Annotated in this window: 10 protein-coding genes and 1 tRNA gene; 6 read left to right on the top strand and 5 right to left on the bottom strand. The window is 66.0% G+C overall.

Features of this window, described 5'->3' with window-relative positions:
* Positions 1 to 12: 12 nt before the first annotated feature.
* Entirely contained in the window at positions 13 to 1,311 is a 1,299-nt protein-coding gene (locus AB0M29_RS38235) for a helix-turn-helix transcriptional regulator (RefSeq protein ID WP_365391415.1), read from the bottom strand.
* A 194-nt stretch (positions 1,312 to 1,505) separates the two neighbouring features.
* Here AB0M29_RS38235 and AB0M29_RS38230 point away from each other — a divergent pair, with 194 nt between their 5' ends.
* Positions 1,506 to 2,702, top strand: a complete 1,197-nt coding sequence (locus tag AB0M29_RS38230; protein ID WP_365391414.1) for a hypothetical protein — start codon at positions 1,506 to 1,508, stop codon at positions 2,700 to 2,702.
* A gap of 104 nt (positions 2,703 to 2,806) precedes the next feature.
* Here the strand turns inward: AB0M29_RS38230 and AB0M29_RS38225 are convergent.
* Positions 2,807 to 2,866 (bottom strand) — tRNA-Ser (locus AB0M29_RS38225).
* Between the two features lie 256 nt (positions 2,867 to 3,122).
* The gene (locus AB0M29_RS38220; protein ID WP_365391413.1) at positions 3,123 to 5,921 is read right to left on the bottom strand and encodes an NACHT domain-containing protein; all 2,799 of its coding nucleotides are present in this window, start codon (positions 5,919 to 5,921) and stop codon (positions 3,123 to 3,125) included.
* A 584-nt stretch (positions 5,922 to 6,505) separates the two neighbouring features.
* Here AB0M29_RS38220 and AB0M29_RS38215 point away from each other — a divergent pair.
* The 5 genes from AB0M29_RS38215 to AB0M29_RS38195 all read left to right on the top strand — a co-directional run bounded on the left by AB0M29_RS38215 (position 6,506) and on the right by AB0M29_RS38195 (position 14,057).
* A complete protein-coding gene (locus tag AB0M29_RS38215; RefSeq protein WP_365391412.1) occupies positions 6,506 to 7,060 on the top strand; it encodes a GNAT family N-acetyltransferase in 555 nt (184 codons plus the stop codon).
* A gap of 691 nt (positions 7,061 to 7,751) precedes the next feature.
* Positions 7,752 to 9,347, top strand: coding sequence for a hypothetical protein (locus AB0M29_RS38210; protein WP_365391411.1), 1,596 nt, complete (start codon positions 7,752 to 7,754; stop codon positions 9,345 to 9,347).
* 57 nt (positions 9,348 to 9,404) lie between these two features.
* Positions 9,405 to 9,659 carry a hypothetical protein gene (locus tag AB0M29_RS38205; protein ID WP_365391410.1) on the top strand — a complete coding sequence of 85 codons (255 nt, stop codon included), beginning with the start codon at positions 9,405 to 9,407 and terminating at the stop codon, positions 9,657 to 9,659.
* Positions 9,660 to 9,904: 245 nt separating this feature from the next.
* Entirely contained in the window at positions 9,905 to 10,456 is a 552-nt protein-coding gene (locus AB0M29_RS38200) for a hypothetical protein (RefSeq protein ID WP_365391409.1), read from the top strand.
* A gap of 4 nt (positions 10,457 to 10,460) precedes the next feature.
* The gene (locus tag AB0M29_RS38195; RefSeq protein WP_365391408.1) at positions 10,461 to 14,057 is read left to right on the top strand and encodes a CHAT domain-containing protein; all 3,597 of its coding nucleotides are present in this window, start codon (positions 10,461 to 10,463) and stop codon (positions 14,055 to 14,057) included.
* A gap of 47 nt (positions 14,058 to 14,104) precedes the next feature.
* On the opposite strand, the gene AB0M29_RS38190 is transcribed toward AB0M29_RS38195, so the two are convergent.
* Both AB0M29_RS38190 and fxlM read right to left on the bottom strand, forming a co-directional pair.
* Complete coding sequence (locus AB0M29_RS38190) at positions 14,105 to 15,220, bottom strand: hypothetical protein (protein WP_365391407.1); 1,116 nt, start codon at positions 15,218 to 15,220, stop codon at positions 14,105 to 14,107.
* A 93-nt stretch (positions 15,221 to 15,313) separates the two neighbouring features.
* On the bottom strand, positions 15,314 to 16,330 hold a 1,017-nt coding region (fxlM, locus tag AB0M29_RS38185), incomplete at its 5' end, for a methyltransferase, FxLD system (RefSeq protein ID WP_365391406.1).

Genomic DNA, 16,330 nt, shown 5'->3' with positions numbered 1-16,330 from the left:
GGCGCTGCCCCCTCAGGTGCGGGGGATCCAGGAACCGCCCGGCGTGTACTGGTAGCCGGGACGGCCGGCGTCGGCGCTGGTACGGAACGGGACGCCGTCGTCGTCGATGCGGACCGTGCCGTGGCGGTCACCGCTCGACCAGTCGAGGGTGAGGTTCCAGCGGACGTCGTGCGCCTTGGTGTGGACGGTGACGTAGAAGACCTCCGGGTCGGACTCGCTGACCTTGTACGGGAACTCACGCTGGCCGTTCCTGACGGTGGTCGTGGGCCGGCCCTTGTCCAGGTCGACGTCGAAGGACTTGGTGTCGACGCCGCCACCGCACTGGCTCATCGCGTAGTCGTTCCAGGCGAGCGGCGCGTTCCTGGAGTCGATGCCGACGTGCAGCGCCTCCAGGACGACGGTGTCCGCGCCGGTGCCCTGGACGGTGACGGCGACCCGCTGATCCCCCGCGGCCACCGCGCCGTACGCGGCCACCCAGCGCGGCGCGTCTTGCTCGTCCGGGAACGGCCCGACCGCCGCGGGGGCACTGTGGACCAGGAAGCGCTGGTCGCACGGGTTGTCGTAGGCGAAGGAGCGGGTGTGCACCGTGAGGGGGACGGCGGAGGTGCCGCTGCTGGGGGCGGGCCCGGCGCCCGCGTCTCGTCCGCGCGTGGGGGTCGCGGCGGCGGGGGCCGGCAGCGGTGGTGTGCTGCCCCGCCCGCTGGGGGACGCGGTGTTGGACGTCTCCTCAGCGGCGGCGTCGCTTCTCTCCGCGGCGACCTTCTGCTCCCCCGTACGCCCTCCGCCTCCGCCCCAGGTCGGATGTGCGACGAGGACGGCGGCCAGGAGGACGGCGGTTGCGGTGGCGGAGCCGACCAGGGCGCTTCGGCGGCGGAGCGAGGCCAGGCGTCGTTTCACCGGAGCAGGGAGGGGGTCCTTCTGCTCGACCGGCTCATCTGCTGGAGCGAGGGCGGTCGCCCCGGTGGCGTCGTGTGCCTCCGGGCCGACGTCCTCGGCCCCGGACCCGGACCCGGCCTCCGCCCGCCTCGTCGCCGCCCGGTCCTCCCTGGGCTTGCGCGCCGCGTCCGCCAGGGCCCAGAGCCGGTGCAGTTCGACCAGTTCCCCCGGCGTCGCCCGGCACACCCGCGCGACGCGGTCCAGCGGCGCGTACTCGCCCGGAACCGCGGTGCCCTGGCAGTACCGGTGCAGCGTCGATCCGCTCATGTGCAGCCGCTTGGCCAGCGCTCCGTAACTCAGTCCCGAGCGCTCCTTGAGTTCCCGCAGCAGCCTCGCGAACTCCTCGGTCTCCCTGGACCCTGCCGCCCCTGACACCCGTTCCCCCCGTCCGCCATCCCACGGCATCCCGTCCCGCATCCCAAAGGGACGCAATTCCCCCTGGTCAGAATGGATTTGACCATCCCAGAGTCCCGCGTTCCCCCGGTACGTGGCGGCTGGCACGGATCACCCCGCAAGCTCCGGTCATCCAAGCACCGCACCCACCGGAACGGCGAAAGAGGTACGGATCCATGTCCAGTCGAAACCCCCGCGAGCGGAACTCCCGTAAGCGCCACACCCGTACGCGTCTCGTCGGCGTCGCCGCGACCGCGGTTCTCGGCGGGACCCTACTCGTCCCCGCCGCCCACGCCTACAGCTCGGGGGCGCCGCTGACGGTCGCGGTCAGCGACGTCACGCACCACACGCTGACCCGCGGGAGCGGGACGAACAGCTTCACCGTAACCGTCGCCAACACCTCTGACGCCGTGCAGCAGTTCACCGGTGACGCCATGGTGTGGCCGGGCACGACTGGCGGCCCGAGCCCGGTGGAGGTCGGCCAGGTGCGGACGGCGGTCACGCCTGTCCAGGCGCCCGCGACCGACCTGTCGGTGCAGGGGCAGAACCCAGGGCTGAACGCCCTGTTCTACCCGCACGGCGGGACCGCGGCCTCGGGCTTCCGGATCCCGGCCGGCGCCCGGTACAGCTGGAAGGTGACGGTCGGCGCCGCCGCGGACTTCCCCGGTAACGACGACGGTCTCGACATCGACGTCACCGCGAGCGTCGGCCGGGTGGTGGCGCCCGGTCACGTCCACTTCGACATCGCGCCCGCGCTCCCGGACGGCCGCCTCACCGAGAAGTTCGACCGCGTCGTGACCGTCGCGCCCGGCACCCCGGGGACGACGACCCTGAAGCTGTACGACGGTGCGGGCGGTACGTTCACCAGCCCGCTGACCGCCATGGTCGGCCTGGACTCGCCCGTGCCCGGCCTGAACCTGGACTACCGCAGCGGCGACGCCTGGCTACCGGCCAAGGCCACGGTCAGCGGCGGCACTTGGCTGATTCCCCCGGTCCCCGCCGGCTTCTCCTACCAGCAGACGCACAGCTACACCCTCCGGTTCACACTCGGAAGGCGGCCCGCCGCCCCCCGCGACCTCAGCCTGCAGGCACGAGTCGTACTCGGAGGCACGATCGCAAGCGCCCGGACCACCCTCCACCTGAAGCAGCCCCCGGCCCCGTCGCCCACCTCCACCTCCACATCCGCCCCCGCCCCGGCCGTCGCCGCAGCCACGACCCACTCCCACGCCGCCACCTCCGGCGGCTCCACCCCGACCACCCAGCTCGCCCACACCGGCTCGTCGCACACCGCCCTCATCGCCGCCCTCGCGGCACTCCTCACCGCGGCAGGCGCCCTCCTGATCCTCACCACGACCCGCCGCCGCACCACCTGACGCCGCTCCCCCGCAGCCCCCGGGCACGGCTGTGCCCCGGCCGTCTTCCGACGACCGGGGCACCATTCCTGCAGGTCAGCGACCTCCAAGGAGACCCGACCCGGTAGGCCGTGTGGGACTCGAACCCACAACCAATGGATTAAAAGTCCTAGACTGGGCCTCCCGGGTGATGGTCGACAGTGAACCCTCGTCCAATACGCGCAGGTCGGGCAGGGAAGGATTGCCGCCCGGTCCGGCGGGACCTGCCGGGTGCCGAAACGTCCGCTCACGCATCGCTCACGCATCCGGCCGTGTGGTGGGCTTCGTTCCATGGCCGCCGGGTCACGTTCCCGATACTCGTCAGTGTGACTTGAAGTCGTGCGAATGGCCTGCCCGAGGGCCCCAGGTCTGGGATCGAACGAGATCTGAGACCGTCAGAGATCATGAGCTTCGGGTGAAGGTGGCCCGGAATCTTCCGTCGTCGAGGATGCCGGTTGTTGTCTGCCAGTGCAGGAAGAGCGATTCCGCGATCTGGCTACCCATGCCCTCTGCGTCAGTGATGTCAAGTTGGAACGTGGTCACGGACTTCCACGCCTGCAGGCGCTTCAGGACGGAAGCGATCTGGTCGATTCCTGCCACGTATTCCGTCCGAGTGGCGAGTTTCCTCAGGGCGGGGAACTTCGCACTCAGATATTCCGGGTCGATGTCCGACACGGGGCAATCGGTCATCATCGCGGCAACGTCACGGCGGGTCTCCCAGGGCATTCCGGCCATCAACTGCAGGGAGGTGAGGTCGCAGTCGGCGCACCGGACCTCCGCCTGCAGGAATTCGACGGACGGCAGGAGTAGCCCTTGGAACGACTGGTGCTGGACCCGGCCGATGACGGAGAAGATCCGCAGCGTCGACGGGATCGTCAGTCCACTCAACTCCGGTGCCGGTTTGACGATGTTCAGCTCGCGGAGGCTTTCCAGCCCCTTGACCGGCTCGTAACTCGCCACGGGTCCATCGATCCGGAGTCGGACGAGGTTGGTGAGGCACGACAGGTACGGCAGGAGCTCGGCATCCACCGTGAGCCAAGTGATCTCGGATAGGGCGGACATGACCACGCGGGCGTACTCACCTCGGTCGAAATCGCCCCACATGTCGATCAGTTGGCGAGCGATGGACTGATCGAAGAACCTGGCGTACCGGGCCAGGAGCGGCAGGGCCGCTGTGCTGCCCACAAGCTGGCAGGTGTGCAGGATCGCCTCAACCTCCGTCGCCCGCAGCTCCGCTGCTGGCGACGGCATCTGATCCAGCGCCACCTCGCCGAGGCTGGCCAGCGCCTCCGCCTGCTTCCTGTCCTGGGGAGGAATGAGCTCCTGGGCCCGTCTCTGCGTCTCCCTGCGCAGGTCGTTGTCCAGCGAAGGCGCGTTGCCCGCGCAATCGACGGCAAGCACGATCAGTCGCACGCGTTGGGCCTTGTCCTTGCGGGCCCGCTTGAGCAGGGATCTGACGAGATGGTTGCGTTCCGAGTCGCGCGCCCGTCCGGAGGTCATGACGACGACGTCGTGCCACTGATCCTCGTGGGCGTGCTTGACTAGGAAGTTGAGGTCGTCGTCGTTGAGCAACTGATCCGCAGCCAGATATTCCTGAAAGGTACGGTGCACGAAGTCGACCCGGCCGACGGCCGGAGTGCGCAACAACCCGGTACGTACGAGCAGGTGCTGGGCGACGGCAGTCGGATCGAGGGTGTCGACCAGAGTGTCCGCCAGGTAGCTCCCCACTCGCTCGGCCATCTGCTCCAGCGAGACCTCGGTAAGATCGTTGCGGATCATCCAGTAGGCGAGTTTTCTGAGAATCAGCTCCTGCACCCCGGTGCTGAGGCGGACGGCGTCCCCGGCAATGTTCCGCTGCTGGTCGCGCCGTACCAGCAGCATCTCCAAGGCGGCCTCGAACAGCTTCAGCCGGTCGTGGGGAAGGTGCATCTCCCGATCCCAGTGCAGTGCGCACAGCAGCGCGCACAGAAGAGGGTTGCTCCCGAGGCGGCGTAACTCGCGGCGCTCAGCCATGCTCCGCACGAGGGCCCTCTCGTGTTCCCGCAGACGGTCCCGCTCCTGTTCATCTCCTGAGGCTGACTGCATAGTCCCGTGCCAGTGCGAGATGAAAAGGTTCTGGTCCGAGGGGCCCATCGGCATGAGCTCCAGCGACAAGAACCCCGCGTCGATAAGCCAACCACCATCGATGGCGGCCTGACGCGAGGTGACCACATAGCGGCATTTCTCGTAGCTGTGGGTGAGCTCGCGAAGCCAGTCCCGGACCTCTCCGCGCCGTCCGCTCGGTAGTTCGTCAACGCCGTCGATCAGGATGATCGCGTTGCCCGAATCGAGAGTGCTACGTACGAAGCCTCGCGGTGCAGCCGCAGTCAGGGTTCGTGCCGCGTAATCCAAGAACTGCTCCGGCGTGGGGAGTTCGTGGGGGAAATGCCGCAGCGGGAGGAAGAACGGGACGGCCCTGTTCCACATCGTCATGGGCTCGGGCAGCACACTGTGTATCGCGCCGACGGCGATCCACTTCAGCAGAGTCGTCTTCCCCGACCCGGCATCCCCCCGGATCAGAACGCGTCGGGAGCGAGCGATGGCGTGCTCCACCCGAAGGGGCCCGCTCTCATTGCCTTCGTACGCGGCCGGCGTCGGCGCAAGGGACCGGTAGCGGGACGTCGCACTGTGATGCACCGCGCTGAGGCTGACGTACGAGGTGCTCATCCGGTAACTGAAGTCCTGTCGACGCAGCGTGACGCCGAAGAGCTCCATCCGGTCCAGCGATGCCGTCATGCACCGGTAATACTTGGCGAGGAACGCCTCCTCCACCTCGGAGTGTCGCCGGATCTCCGCCAGATGTGGGTCCTCTAGCGGCTGTTCCGAGGCGCTTTGGCTGATCCTCGCCACCCGCTCGGAGAGCTTGGCGCGCGTCCAACGGTCCTTGCACTCCTGCCGAACAGCCGCCATGGCATCGCCGGTTCCGTGGGCGTGCAGAACGCACGCCTGGGCGATCGCCACGGCGACATCGAGGGACGGAAGGCTCCGACCCTGCAGCGCCTTGCCCAACGTCGATTTTGGTACGTGAACCCCCCGCGGTACCCGGTCGGTCAGCCTCGTCAGCTGCTCCAACGTGGGATCACCGCTGCGGACCTTCAACTCGACAAGCCACGCTGCGAACTCTCCTGCCGACGCCTGGCCGCCCTCGGGGTCCCCGGTCATGTCGAGCCGTTCTCCTCCACCCACGTTAGTCCGTCCACGCGCGTCTCGTGCGGTCCCCATCGGTCTCCACTTTTCCACCCTGCTGGGCTCCCGGCACCGATTCCTCGCCAATTGGTCGCACGAGGATCGCAGCCGACCCGCTGCGGGCTGGCTGGAAAGAACGGAGCATGCTGTGGAGATACTGAACAACCTTTCCGACGCGCTTACGGCCCTGACTCTTGTGATCGATGCCGGCCTTCGCTTGCGCGCTGCGGTGCGGGGTGTGCGCCAAGAGGAAGCCGACGGGAGGTGCCGTCGTCGCGCTGCGGGGAGACGGTGACGGAGGCGGGGTCAGAACTGGTGGTCTGAGGTGTTCGCCGAGGGGTCGGCCGCTCGCCCGGCCATGCCACCTGCAGGGTGGGGACGACCAGCAGCTGTCAGTTGGACAGGCGATGTCAGTGTCCTCGGGCGGTGACTACTCGCGGTGTGCCAAAATCGGGTGCATGGGTAGAGCCTCACGTCGCCGAGCCGAACTACGCTCTCGACCGGCCGCGTTGGAGTCCTCAGCCGTCCTCCGTCCCTTCACATCGGCCGATCTGCCCACGGTGCGTGGTCTGCTGTCCGGAACCGTCGAGGTGCGGAGCCTCCGGGACCTCGACCTGTACCTGGAGACGCCGTCGTCGGCGAACCGCTACGGACTTGGCCTAGTGGCGGAGAGCAATGGGGAAATCGTCGGCGCGGCCTGCGGTGCGGGCATCGCCCTGAGCCTGCCTGGGTTGCCAGTCTCCGAGGAAGAGGTCAAGCGGAGAATAGGCCTCATCGACTTCCTCACGGTGCGCCTCGATCACCGGCGTCAGGGGCTGGGACGGCGTCTGCACCACACCTTGCTGGACGGCTTCCGCGCGAGCGGGCATCGGTTGGCGCTGGGGAAGATGGCGGCCGGTCGGCGGGATCTGGTGCCGATGTACACGCACTGGGGCTGGAGCATCGGGGCGCGGGGCGCTGGCGTGACGATCGAGTTCGAGTCCGAACCTCTCGCCCTGGCTGAGGACCCCGAACTGCGCGTGGCGTGGAAGGCATTGATGCCTGACGTGCGCTATAGGTCCTTCGGAGGCCTGGGCGTACCGGTGGTCACCGGCGTGTTCTTCGCAAGGCCGTAGGCGCCGTAGAGGTCAGGCGTACAGAATTACGGGCGCGGCCGGCCCCCATACCGGCCATCCCCACGTAACGAGGGCGGTGCTCCTTTCGGTAGCGGTGAACTCTGCTGGGTGCGAAGCGCCGTCGCTAAGCTGGAATATCCGGTTCGGACCGTCGCTGCGCGCTGCGACACTCGGCCGTGCCAGCGGCCATTCTGGAGTGTCCGCCTGGGGGAGTTGGGACCGTACAACCGGTGCTCCTGTCTGATGTGTCGCTACGGGCGCACCGCGACTATGGCCTGCGACGCCTGCCGAGCGGGTAGACGTGGCAGCGCAGCTAGGCCAGCACGGTGAACTACACCTCAAGCGATTCGACGCATATATCTACCCCGCTCGCCAGGAACGCTCCTCACGCATGGGGCCCATGAGACTCATGATTCGAACGACTTCGTACGAAATGCGTAGTCGAACCGATCGGTTATAAAGAGTCGATAAAGATCACGTAGATTGCCTACCGTCACCCCGTCCCGCTCGATGGGATGCAACCGTCAGTAATGCACCACGGCTTGACTGCCGCAGGTGAGGTCGCTCTGGGGGGCGTATGCACAGACCCAAGTGGAAGAGAGGGAGCAGTCGGCTCCTCTTCCTCCTACTTATCGCGGGGATTCTACTCTTATCTATCGTCGGACAGGGGAATCCGGGGATCGCGGGGTGGATGTACCGTTCGGTTGCGATGCTGGTGGCAATATCAATGATTATCACCGCAGGGAATCTCCGGGTGAAGTCATCGACGAAGCCGGATAAGCCACAAGGATCCAGGGCGGAAAGCGAGCCCGAAGATGAGGAGATTCGCCAGCTCCGCAGAGAGGGCTTACAAAAGAAGGTTTCAGCCGAAGAAGCCCGCCTCTTCGCAAGGGCGATACTGAAACCCAAAGCGATGCGCGAACGTGTTACCGAGTCGTACGAGGCGAATCGCAGGACGCTGCACCAGAAAGTCAGCATCAATTTGCGGCTGGATGACGATTGCCGCGACTACGCGAAGAATCAGAAAGTGACCCTGCCTCTGCTAGTGCCGGAAAAGGGCGAGCTTCTCGACGACTTCAGGGTGTTCGATACTGACGGCAAACCGGTGCGCACTATGCCGTACCGGGAGTATCTTGCGACGGCCGCGGCAGTTGTGCACTACATGCTAGACGAAACCCCGGCAGCCAGACAGGAGGGAAGCCGCGACCAGAGAGAAGATTCACGGGAGGCGCTGTGGGAGATGGAGCGCTCAGCCCTTCGACACATCATGCGCCCGCGCTTCACGCTCTCGCCGCAGGTCATCGAGAAAGCGAAGCAGGAAATGCGGACGAAGATCGAGCGGCTTGGCATCAACAATCAGACCAAACCTGTCCTGAGTCTCATCGAGCGCCTCACTACCCACTACGTGGTGCTGGCTTGCGTGGACGTGCCCGACGATGGGCAGCTCACCGTAACGTACGAGCGGACCGTGATCCCCTCCCAGCAGGAGAACACGAAGGCTGCTGGCCCTCGACTGAAGCGGTTAATCGGCGTATTCCTTGGCGCCCGGCCGATGTACGTCAGCGTGCCACTGGGCAACGCGTGGAGCGCGCAGAGCTACCACCTTCAGGTGGCGGGCCCCGAGGGCCTCTATCTGTCACACCAGTCCATCGAGCCCGACGACAATAGTCTCTACGCCGGTGACGGAGCATACGCTACCTTCAGGCGCCGCCTCGGCCAGAGGTACGGGCATTTCTACTCCCGCTCCCTTGCCGTGCCGGAGGGCAGAGGAACAAGCCCGAAGGCAAGATTCACGTTCTACGAAACACCGCCCGGTTCCGACTTCCAAGCCACCGTGGCTGCGGTAAGTACGTTCCTCCTTCTGTGGATCATCGGATTCGTGGTGTCGAATGCTCATCCTGCTGACGACGTTCTCGGGTCCGACGCGCCGGTTCTACTGCTCGCATTTCCCGGAGTGGCGGCCAGTTGGGTCGGATACGAAAGCCAGCCGGGTCTCCTGTCACGCAGCTTATCCGCGCTGCTCTCACTCATGGGGACCGTAGCCTTCTCGATCACCGGTAGCGCGCTCTTCATGCTCTATCATGGCCGGATTCACCCGGAAATATTCGAACATAAGATTCCCGGCGGACTAGCCGTGCTCGGGGTGGACAAGATCTGGTGGGGAGGCCTGATCGTGTTCTCCCTGGCCAACGCCATGATGATCAGCTACCGGTGGATTGTGCGATCCCGCATGTACAGCCGTCTGGCATCAAGACCCTCCTTTGGGGTAGAAGGAACACAGACATGAAAGCGCGCTGTGCGGAATCAAGAGGCTCAGCGCGTCGTGGAGGGGAGACAGGGGCCGATGGCTGTCATGAGCGAGGTTGATCCCCAGCCGGGTTGGTTAACCAGACTGGCGCACCGCGTCATGGGCGAACCGCAGCGGTCCGCTCCTGACGGCTACTCCGTTCCAGGCAACGACTGGCCAGCCGTTGAGCTGCACATGAGCGTTGATGAGGTCGACCAAGCGCTGAAGGCGATCGACGACCGCACTGTTGCCCGTGCGCAGGAGGAACTCATCAAGGATCAATCCGCCTCAGGCGGTAGCGGCAACACCTGAGCGCTCTGTCGAGTCGCCGGGGCAGGGCCCGTTCCTACTGGGGGCAAGCCCTGCCCTGCTGCGGGCTTCTCGCACTGGACTCGCGCCTAACCCAGATCAGCAGCGAACGACGTAGGCAGACTCGGTCTGCCCCACGGGACTACTGCCTGCCAGATCGCAACTACTGGGGTGCCCCTGCCGTTCGGCTAATCTTCTTCTGCCGGGGCAACTTAGTGACAGGGCGATACGCGGCAGCAGGGATTTTCATGAGCATCGTGCGAATGACCCAGGTCACCACCCAGATTCAGCCGGACCTCCGCGGCAGTCGGCTCGATACCGAAACTCGAACACCTGCTGCTAGCCCAGCAGCTTCGCTGGCTGAGAGCGTCACGGCCTACATCCCCACCGAAGTTGTAGCAACCTACGTTGCCGTAGTCGGACTGCTACAACAGCCTGCAGATCAGTCCAGGGCCTCGGGCTGGGTAGTGTTCTGGGCATTTCTCGGCATTACCCCGATCGCCGTGTGGCTTGGCCTCGCACGGCAGGAGCAAGTCAAGGGGCTTCCGCTGCCGGTGCACCCCGCGAGCTGGCCCACGCACACTTGGTTCAATCTGATTGCTGCTACGGCGTCTTTCGCGCTCTGGGGTTTCTCTATGCCCGGGACGCCGTTCCAAGACTTCGGCTGGTATAAGAGCCCTTACGGCAGCGCAGCACTCGTGGTCGGGACGCTGCTTCTCGGGTTGGTATCGCCGCTCTTCCAATGGGATGCCGAAAGCCGAAGGAGCCTTGAGCCGACAGCTCAGGGCGAAGGAACCTGAGCTGATGGCTGAAGAGGCCGGCTCAAGGTCCGATGAGCGTGCTGGGGAAACGGGTTTGAGTAACGGGCAAGAAGGGCTGATCGTCCCGATCACCTGGGTGTGTCCGGCCTGCGGCTTGGACGCCACGGCTCCCGTGTGGGTGTTCCTGGACGTGGAACAGCGCCCTGACCTCTGGCCAACGGCTAGCACGGCGATGGTCTGCCCGGGGTGCGCAGATCCTGCGCCGGAGCAGCCGTCACTCCTGGTCGCTGGCACTCCGTCCGGTATCGCCCTGCTGGTGGCAAGGGGAACAGCACCCGACGACCCTTGCGTTATCCGCGTCTGCATGCTCAACCATCGGCCGCCGGAGGGATTCGATAGCCTCCGCCCACACTCCCCGCTGATTCACGTGTCACGCGCAGACGCCGAACCAATGCTGTGCTCCGACGATCTGCCTCCACTCCATGCTCGGGCCCTGGATGAGGCACTCGCGGTCCGAAGCGTCCAGGAAGCTCTGCTGGCTGCGCTCTCGTCGACGTCGGCGGACCAACTAGCAGAAGCCACCGACGCACATCCCGAATTGCTCGGCCCCGCTGTCCTGATGGAATGGCGGGAGCATAGTATCGGCGAAAACGCCGCCGGAGGAACGAGCACGCCCGCGCAGACGACGATGGACCAGCTCCCGGACATGTTGCTGGACGAGCTCTCTCGCGTGGGGGCGACCGAGGCCTGGCAGCGCTACTCAGAGCACGTCGCGGAAGCAGTCGCCGCCTTCGGCGGCGAACTGGAACACGAGATTTCAGACCTACTCGCTGCCTCCGACCGGGGAGAAGCGTCTCGCACGATGGCCGACCGGTGTATGCAGCTCGCTACCGGGCTCTTGTCAGAAATCGCTCCAGGGAGAGCCGCGTTGATGTGGTTCACGCGTGGCGTCACGCTGATCAGTCCACTGATGTCTGCTCCCGGTGACATCGAGGATGCCATCGAAGCCTTCGAACAAGCCATCAATCAAGCCGAGGCAGCGGACGACCCGATCGCAGTCGCCCAAGCACGATCCAATCTGGTGATCGCTCTCCACATGCGTCCTCGAGACCGGGAACTATCCTTGGAACGCGGCATCGGCTTGCTGAAAGAACTTGTCGTCTTCTGGGACGGCCTGCCCGAACCAAATACGGCAGCGCTAGTCAGAACCAACCTGGCGGTGTCCCTGCTGGATCGTAAGGCAGGGGACCTCCTCGAAAACGCAAGCAGAGCGCTGGCAGAATGCCAGACCGCGTTGCTGCACCGGTCACGCGAACGCAATCCGGTCGATTACGCCTTTACTGTCACCAACATGGCAGTGGCGCATAGCAGGCTCGCCGAATTGGACGAGAGCCATCTCGTCGCTGCCGAGCGAAGCTATGAAGAAGCGCTCGACGTCCTCCCCCCGGATTCGGATGCAGCGCTGCTCGGGAGGATCTTCTACAACTACACTGATCTTTTGGTCACCACGTCGAGGAGACAGCCGAAGGCCCGCGAGGAGTTCCTCTCCCGTGCCGAGGCGTGCGCGCGCCGCGCTGTGCTGGTGCACCAAGAGCACGCACACACACAGGAACTTGCATTCGCTAGGAGGCAGCTCGCCCGGATTCTGTCCTATGGAGCGGAAGACGACCCCATCGGTTCAGCTTGGCAGGAGGCCCGCGACCTCCTGTTCCAGTCCCTGGAAGTGCTGACCCCCGATGCCTACCCTGCCGACTGCCTCACGACAGCCGACGAAACCACGGCATTGTGTCAGGACATGGACGACTGGCACGGAGCAAGCCTGGCCTCTCTGATGGCGCTGGTCGCGTGGCGCGCGTCGGGCGGCGACACCGTAGGGCGTGAAAACTTCCCGTCCACGCCTGAGGAACGCGACCCGGCTCTGACGGAGTTGGCACACGATTCACGGTTCCGGTTCACCGCGTACAGACTCTTCAGAGCTGCCCGACAACAAATGGAACAAGGCTCCGCACTCACGAGCCTCGAGGTTCAAACGGTGCTGGAGCAGGCCGTGGGCATCATGGAGGCGGGGCGCGCCACCACTCTACGAGCTGCTTCCGGGGCCGAGGTCGGCGAGCTTCAACGGCTGCGGGGGCTCGATCCTGGACTCGCGGAGGCTTACTTGTCGGCTGTCGCCAAGGCTCGTGGCGCGGCACACGCCGAAGCATTCGCCAGCGCCGACGCTGGTTACGAAGCGAATGATCTGCGCGCCGACGATGAGGTCCGGCCCAGTGCGTCCAAGGACAGAGCCGGGTCGTCCCTGGAGGATCTCCTGACAACCATCCGTAGCCTGCCCACACTCTCCGACTTCGCCAAGGGGCAATCACCGTCGGTGCGCGAAGTGGCGTCAGCGCTCGAGCCGGGGCAAGCAGTGATCTACCTCATTGCGGCTCCGGCTGGCTGCTGCGCTCTAGTCGTCACGCCGCAGTCGTCCCTCTCCGGTGTCGTCCCCGTCGATCTTTCGTCGACAAACAGTGGCCGACTCCTCACGCTGATACTCGGCGTCGGAAAGCGCCCAGACGGCAGTCCCGACGGCCTCACCCCTGGAAGACCACGCGCCGGTGAAGCGCTCGTCATCGGGCTGTCAGAATTTCACTTCCCGCGGTTCCGGCGAGTGCTGAGCAAGGTGCTCGCGGAGATCGGCCGAACCGTAGCGCAGCCTCTCGCGCACGAACTCGCGAACTCCGGAGTATCCGACGCCATTGTCGTACCGTGTGGGCTGCTGCCTGCGTTCGCCTGGCACGCCGCCAGTTGGCGTGACCATCGAGGTCCCATGTCGCTGGTAGACGTGCTGAACACCGTCTCCTACGCTCCGTCAGCCGGTGCATGGATGGCCGCGCGTAAACGGGCGGCACGCCTCACCGAAGGACCGCCGTTTCTGGTCGGGTTGGCCAACCCAAGCCGCTCCCAGCCCAAGCTGCCTGGAGCGGAGATGGAGTTGCGTCACCTCGTCACCTACTATCCCGCAGGACGCAGTTCGGTTGCTTACGGAGCCGATGCGACCGGCGGGTTCCTGCTCGGCCAGTTGCCGCATGCTACGCACCTGCATCTCGGCTGCCATGGCACCATGCGCTATGACTCGGTTGACGGGGCATACCTGACTCTCGCGGACGGCGAACATCTGGACCTCACCAGGATCCGCCGCCTAATGGGAGACGAACTGCGTCTGGTGGTGGTCGCGGCATGCGTGTCCGGAGCAGTGAACGTCATCCTGCAGCCAGAGGAGTCACACGCGCTGACCATCGGCTTCATGCACGCCGGTGCGGCGGGAGTACTCGGCGCGCTCTGGCCGATCCCCGACGTGCCGACCGCACTGTTCATCACCCGGTTCTATGAAGAGCTCACTCAAAGTCCGGGCGCCGAACCGGCCATAGCCCTGGCCAGCACACAACGCTGGATGCGCACACTTACATCGGCAGCGATCCATCGCTATGTGGCCGAGCGTCCCGCACTGACCGCTCTCCGTGGGCTGGGACGGCTGCGCGGTGCCGTGCCCGCGCCCGACCCGCGCCGCGCTCATCTTGCCAACATGCGGGCGAACTTGCGCAAACGTCCGTTCGCGACCCCGGAGTACTGGGCTGCGTTCGTGCTGAACGGTTGCTGATTACCGCATAGCGTTCGGCAGACGAAGAGGGCAGCCGTTAACCACAACTACGCGCCGTTCCTGATGCTTGCGAACGTTCGCCTGAGTACGGCTCCAGCGATGTCCATCGCGACCGAAAAATCGGCATAGAAGTCATCGGGGACGAAGGCACCCACTCCGAGAGCGCAGGCACGAAGTAGATCACTGCAGTCCTGGGCCTGCTTGGCCATCATGACCGCGGTGGCCAGGGGGTGCACCAGGAGCTCTCGAGCTGCGTATCCATCAGAGGCGTCTGAAACTCGACGGACCATATACTCGACCAGGCCGCCCGCTTCAGGATGCTCGGGAGCGCCAGCTACCTCAAGCGCGGTGAGGCCGAGGCGTACATCGAACACGGTCAGGCCGGGATTGGCTTGGCGGCTCAGGTAGGAATTCAACAGGCCGGCCAGGCAGGCATCGACTTCCTGCCCCGCCTCGCTCCGGCACAGTGCAGTCAGGCAATGGGTGACACTCTGCTCCCATGGATCACCAGGCGCCGTGCTGGCCAGCAATTCCAGAGCCTGCTCCGTGTCACTTTCGGTGAGAGCTGCAATAACGGCGACTTGGCGGCCGTCGAGCATGCGGGTGCCGAAGCCGTGGTGCTGCTCGATGTGGGCGAGGGCTTCGGCCCAGCGTCCTGCGCTGGTGAGGGCGCGGGTGCCGTCGGCGATCAGGACGCGCCAGAGCCAGGCGCGGACTTCGCGGCGGTCTTGGTCGGTCTGGGTGAGGTCCGCCGGGACTGTGATGCCTTCGAAGGTGGCAGGGCGGCCCGTGTCGACGGCTTCGTAGAGGTTCAGGAGTCGGTGGCGTGCGTCGTCGGGGTGGCCGGCGCGAATTTGGAGGCGGGCGAGGTTGACCAGGGGCTCCAGGCCGCGGATGGCGCTCATGGCGGGCAGGGGGCCGGCGTTCAGGTATGCCTTGGCGTGGCGGTGGCATAACTGCCGGGCGAGGTCGGGGAGGCCGATGTCGGAGGCGAGGAGTGCGGACTGATTGAAGACGGTGGAGGCTAGGCCTGGGTCGTTCTGCCGCGCTGCTCTGTCGGACAGGTCGACCAGAGCCGCCACGCGGTCGGGTAGCGGTAGGCAGGCGGGGCGGAATCGGGCGACCAGTGGGAAGCGTCTGGCTATGGGGCCGTGCGGGTCCATGTCTCCCCCAGGGCAACAGTGATGGGCTGGAGCGGGTGCGAACCGGTGGCGCCCGCCGACTAACCCGGCGGGCGCCAGCGTCTTGTGCTGGCTTCACTGCCAGTCGACGACGATGCGGTTGAGCGGGGTGTCGAGCGTGAAGAGTCCGGGACGCTGTTCGGTAGCCGGGGCATCGAGGGGGCGGATCTCGAAGGTGGCTTCGCGTCCGCGGTAGTCGCGGTCCCAGGTGCGGATCGCTTCGGCGACTCGCGTGGCCAGTTCGGTGCTGCCGGGGCCGTGGCCGATGACGCCGAACTCCCAGAGCTTGCCGCCGTCGGGTGTTGTCTTCTCCAGCAGGCGGCGGGCGAGGTAGGTGACGGCTCCCTCGTCGACGGCCGCGGTCGAGGAGGGGTACGGGTCGTCGGCCAGGGCTGTGCCCTTGGCGTCGGCCGGGAACAGCATTCGGATCAGGCCGGACGGCAGGGAGCAGGAGACGAACAGTTCCATCCATTCCGGCGACTCCATGGCCTGGACCGTCATGCCGGTCCACTCCTCGATGCGCCGCTGGTCCAGCACGCCGGCGAGGGCGTCGGTGTCGATGGGCTGTCCGGCGGGGGCCTGGAGCCGTACGGTGCCGTTCGCGCTGAGAGGGATGACGCGGCGGTCGTCGTCGGCGATGCCGCGCCGCAGGGGCATGAAGGTGTTCATCTTGCTGCTGATGCTGGTCCAGCGGCCGTCGCGCTGTTCGTAGGTGATGGAGCGGGAGACGCTGCCCTTGAGGCGCTGGAGGACGACGAGTCGTCCGCCGGGTGCGAGCTGGTCGAGCCAGGCGTGGGGGACGCCGTGCGCGCCGACGGTGGCGATGATTCGGTCGTACGGCGCTCCCTCGGCGTGGCCGAGTGCCCCGTCGCGGGTCTGCGCCTTGACGTTGGTGAACCCGGCCGCGGCCAGGTGAGCGCGGGCGCCTTCGACGAGGTCGTCGTCGACGTCGAGGGTGGTGACATGGCCGGACTCACCGACCAAATGGGCGAGCAGCGCGGCGTTGTAGCCGGTGCCGGCGCCGAGTTCGAGGATCCGGTCGCCGGGCTGGGCTTCCAGTTGGTCGAGCATGAGGGCGACGACTCCGGGCTG

This window comes from Streptomyces sp. NPDC051976 (genome assembly GCF_040680795.1).
Taxonomy (GTDB): domain Bacteria; phylum Actinomycetota; class Actinomycetes; order Streptomycetales; family Streptomycetaceae; genus Actinacidiphila.
The sequence above is the reverse complement of the archived record's forward strand: the minus strand, read 5'-3'. Positions and strand labels throughout refer to the sequence as shown.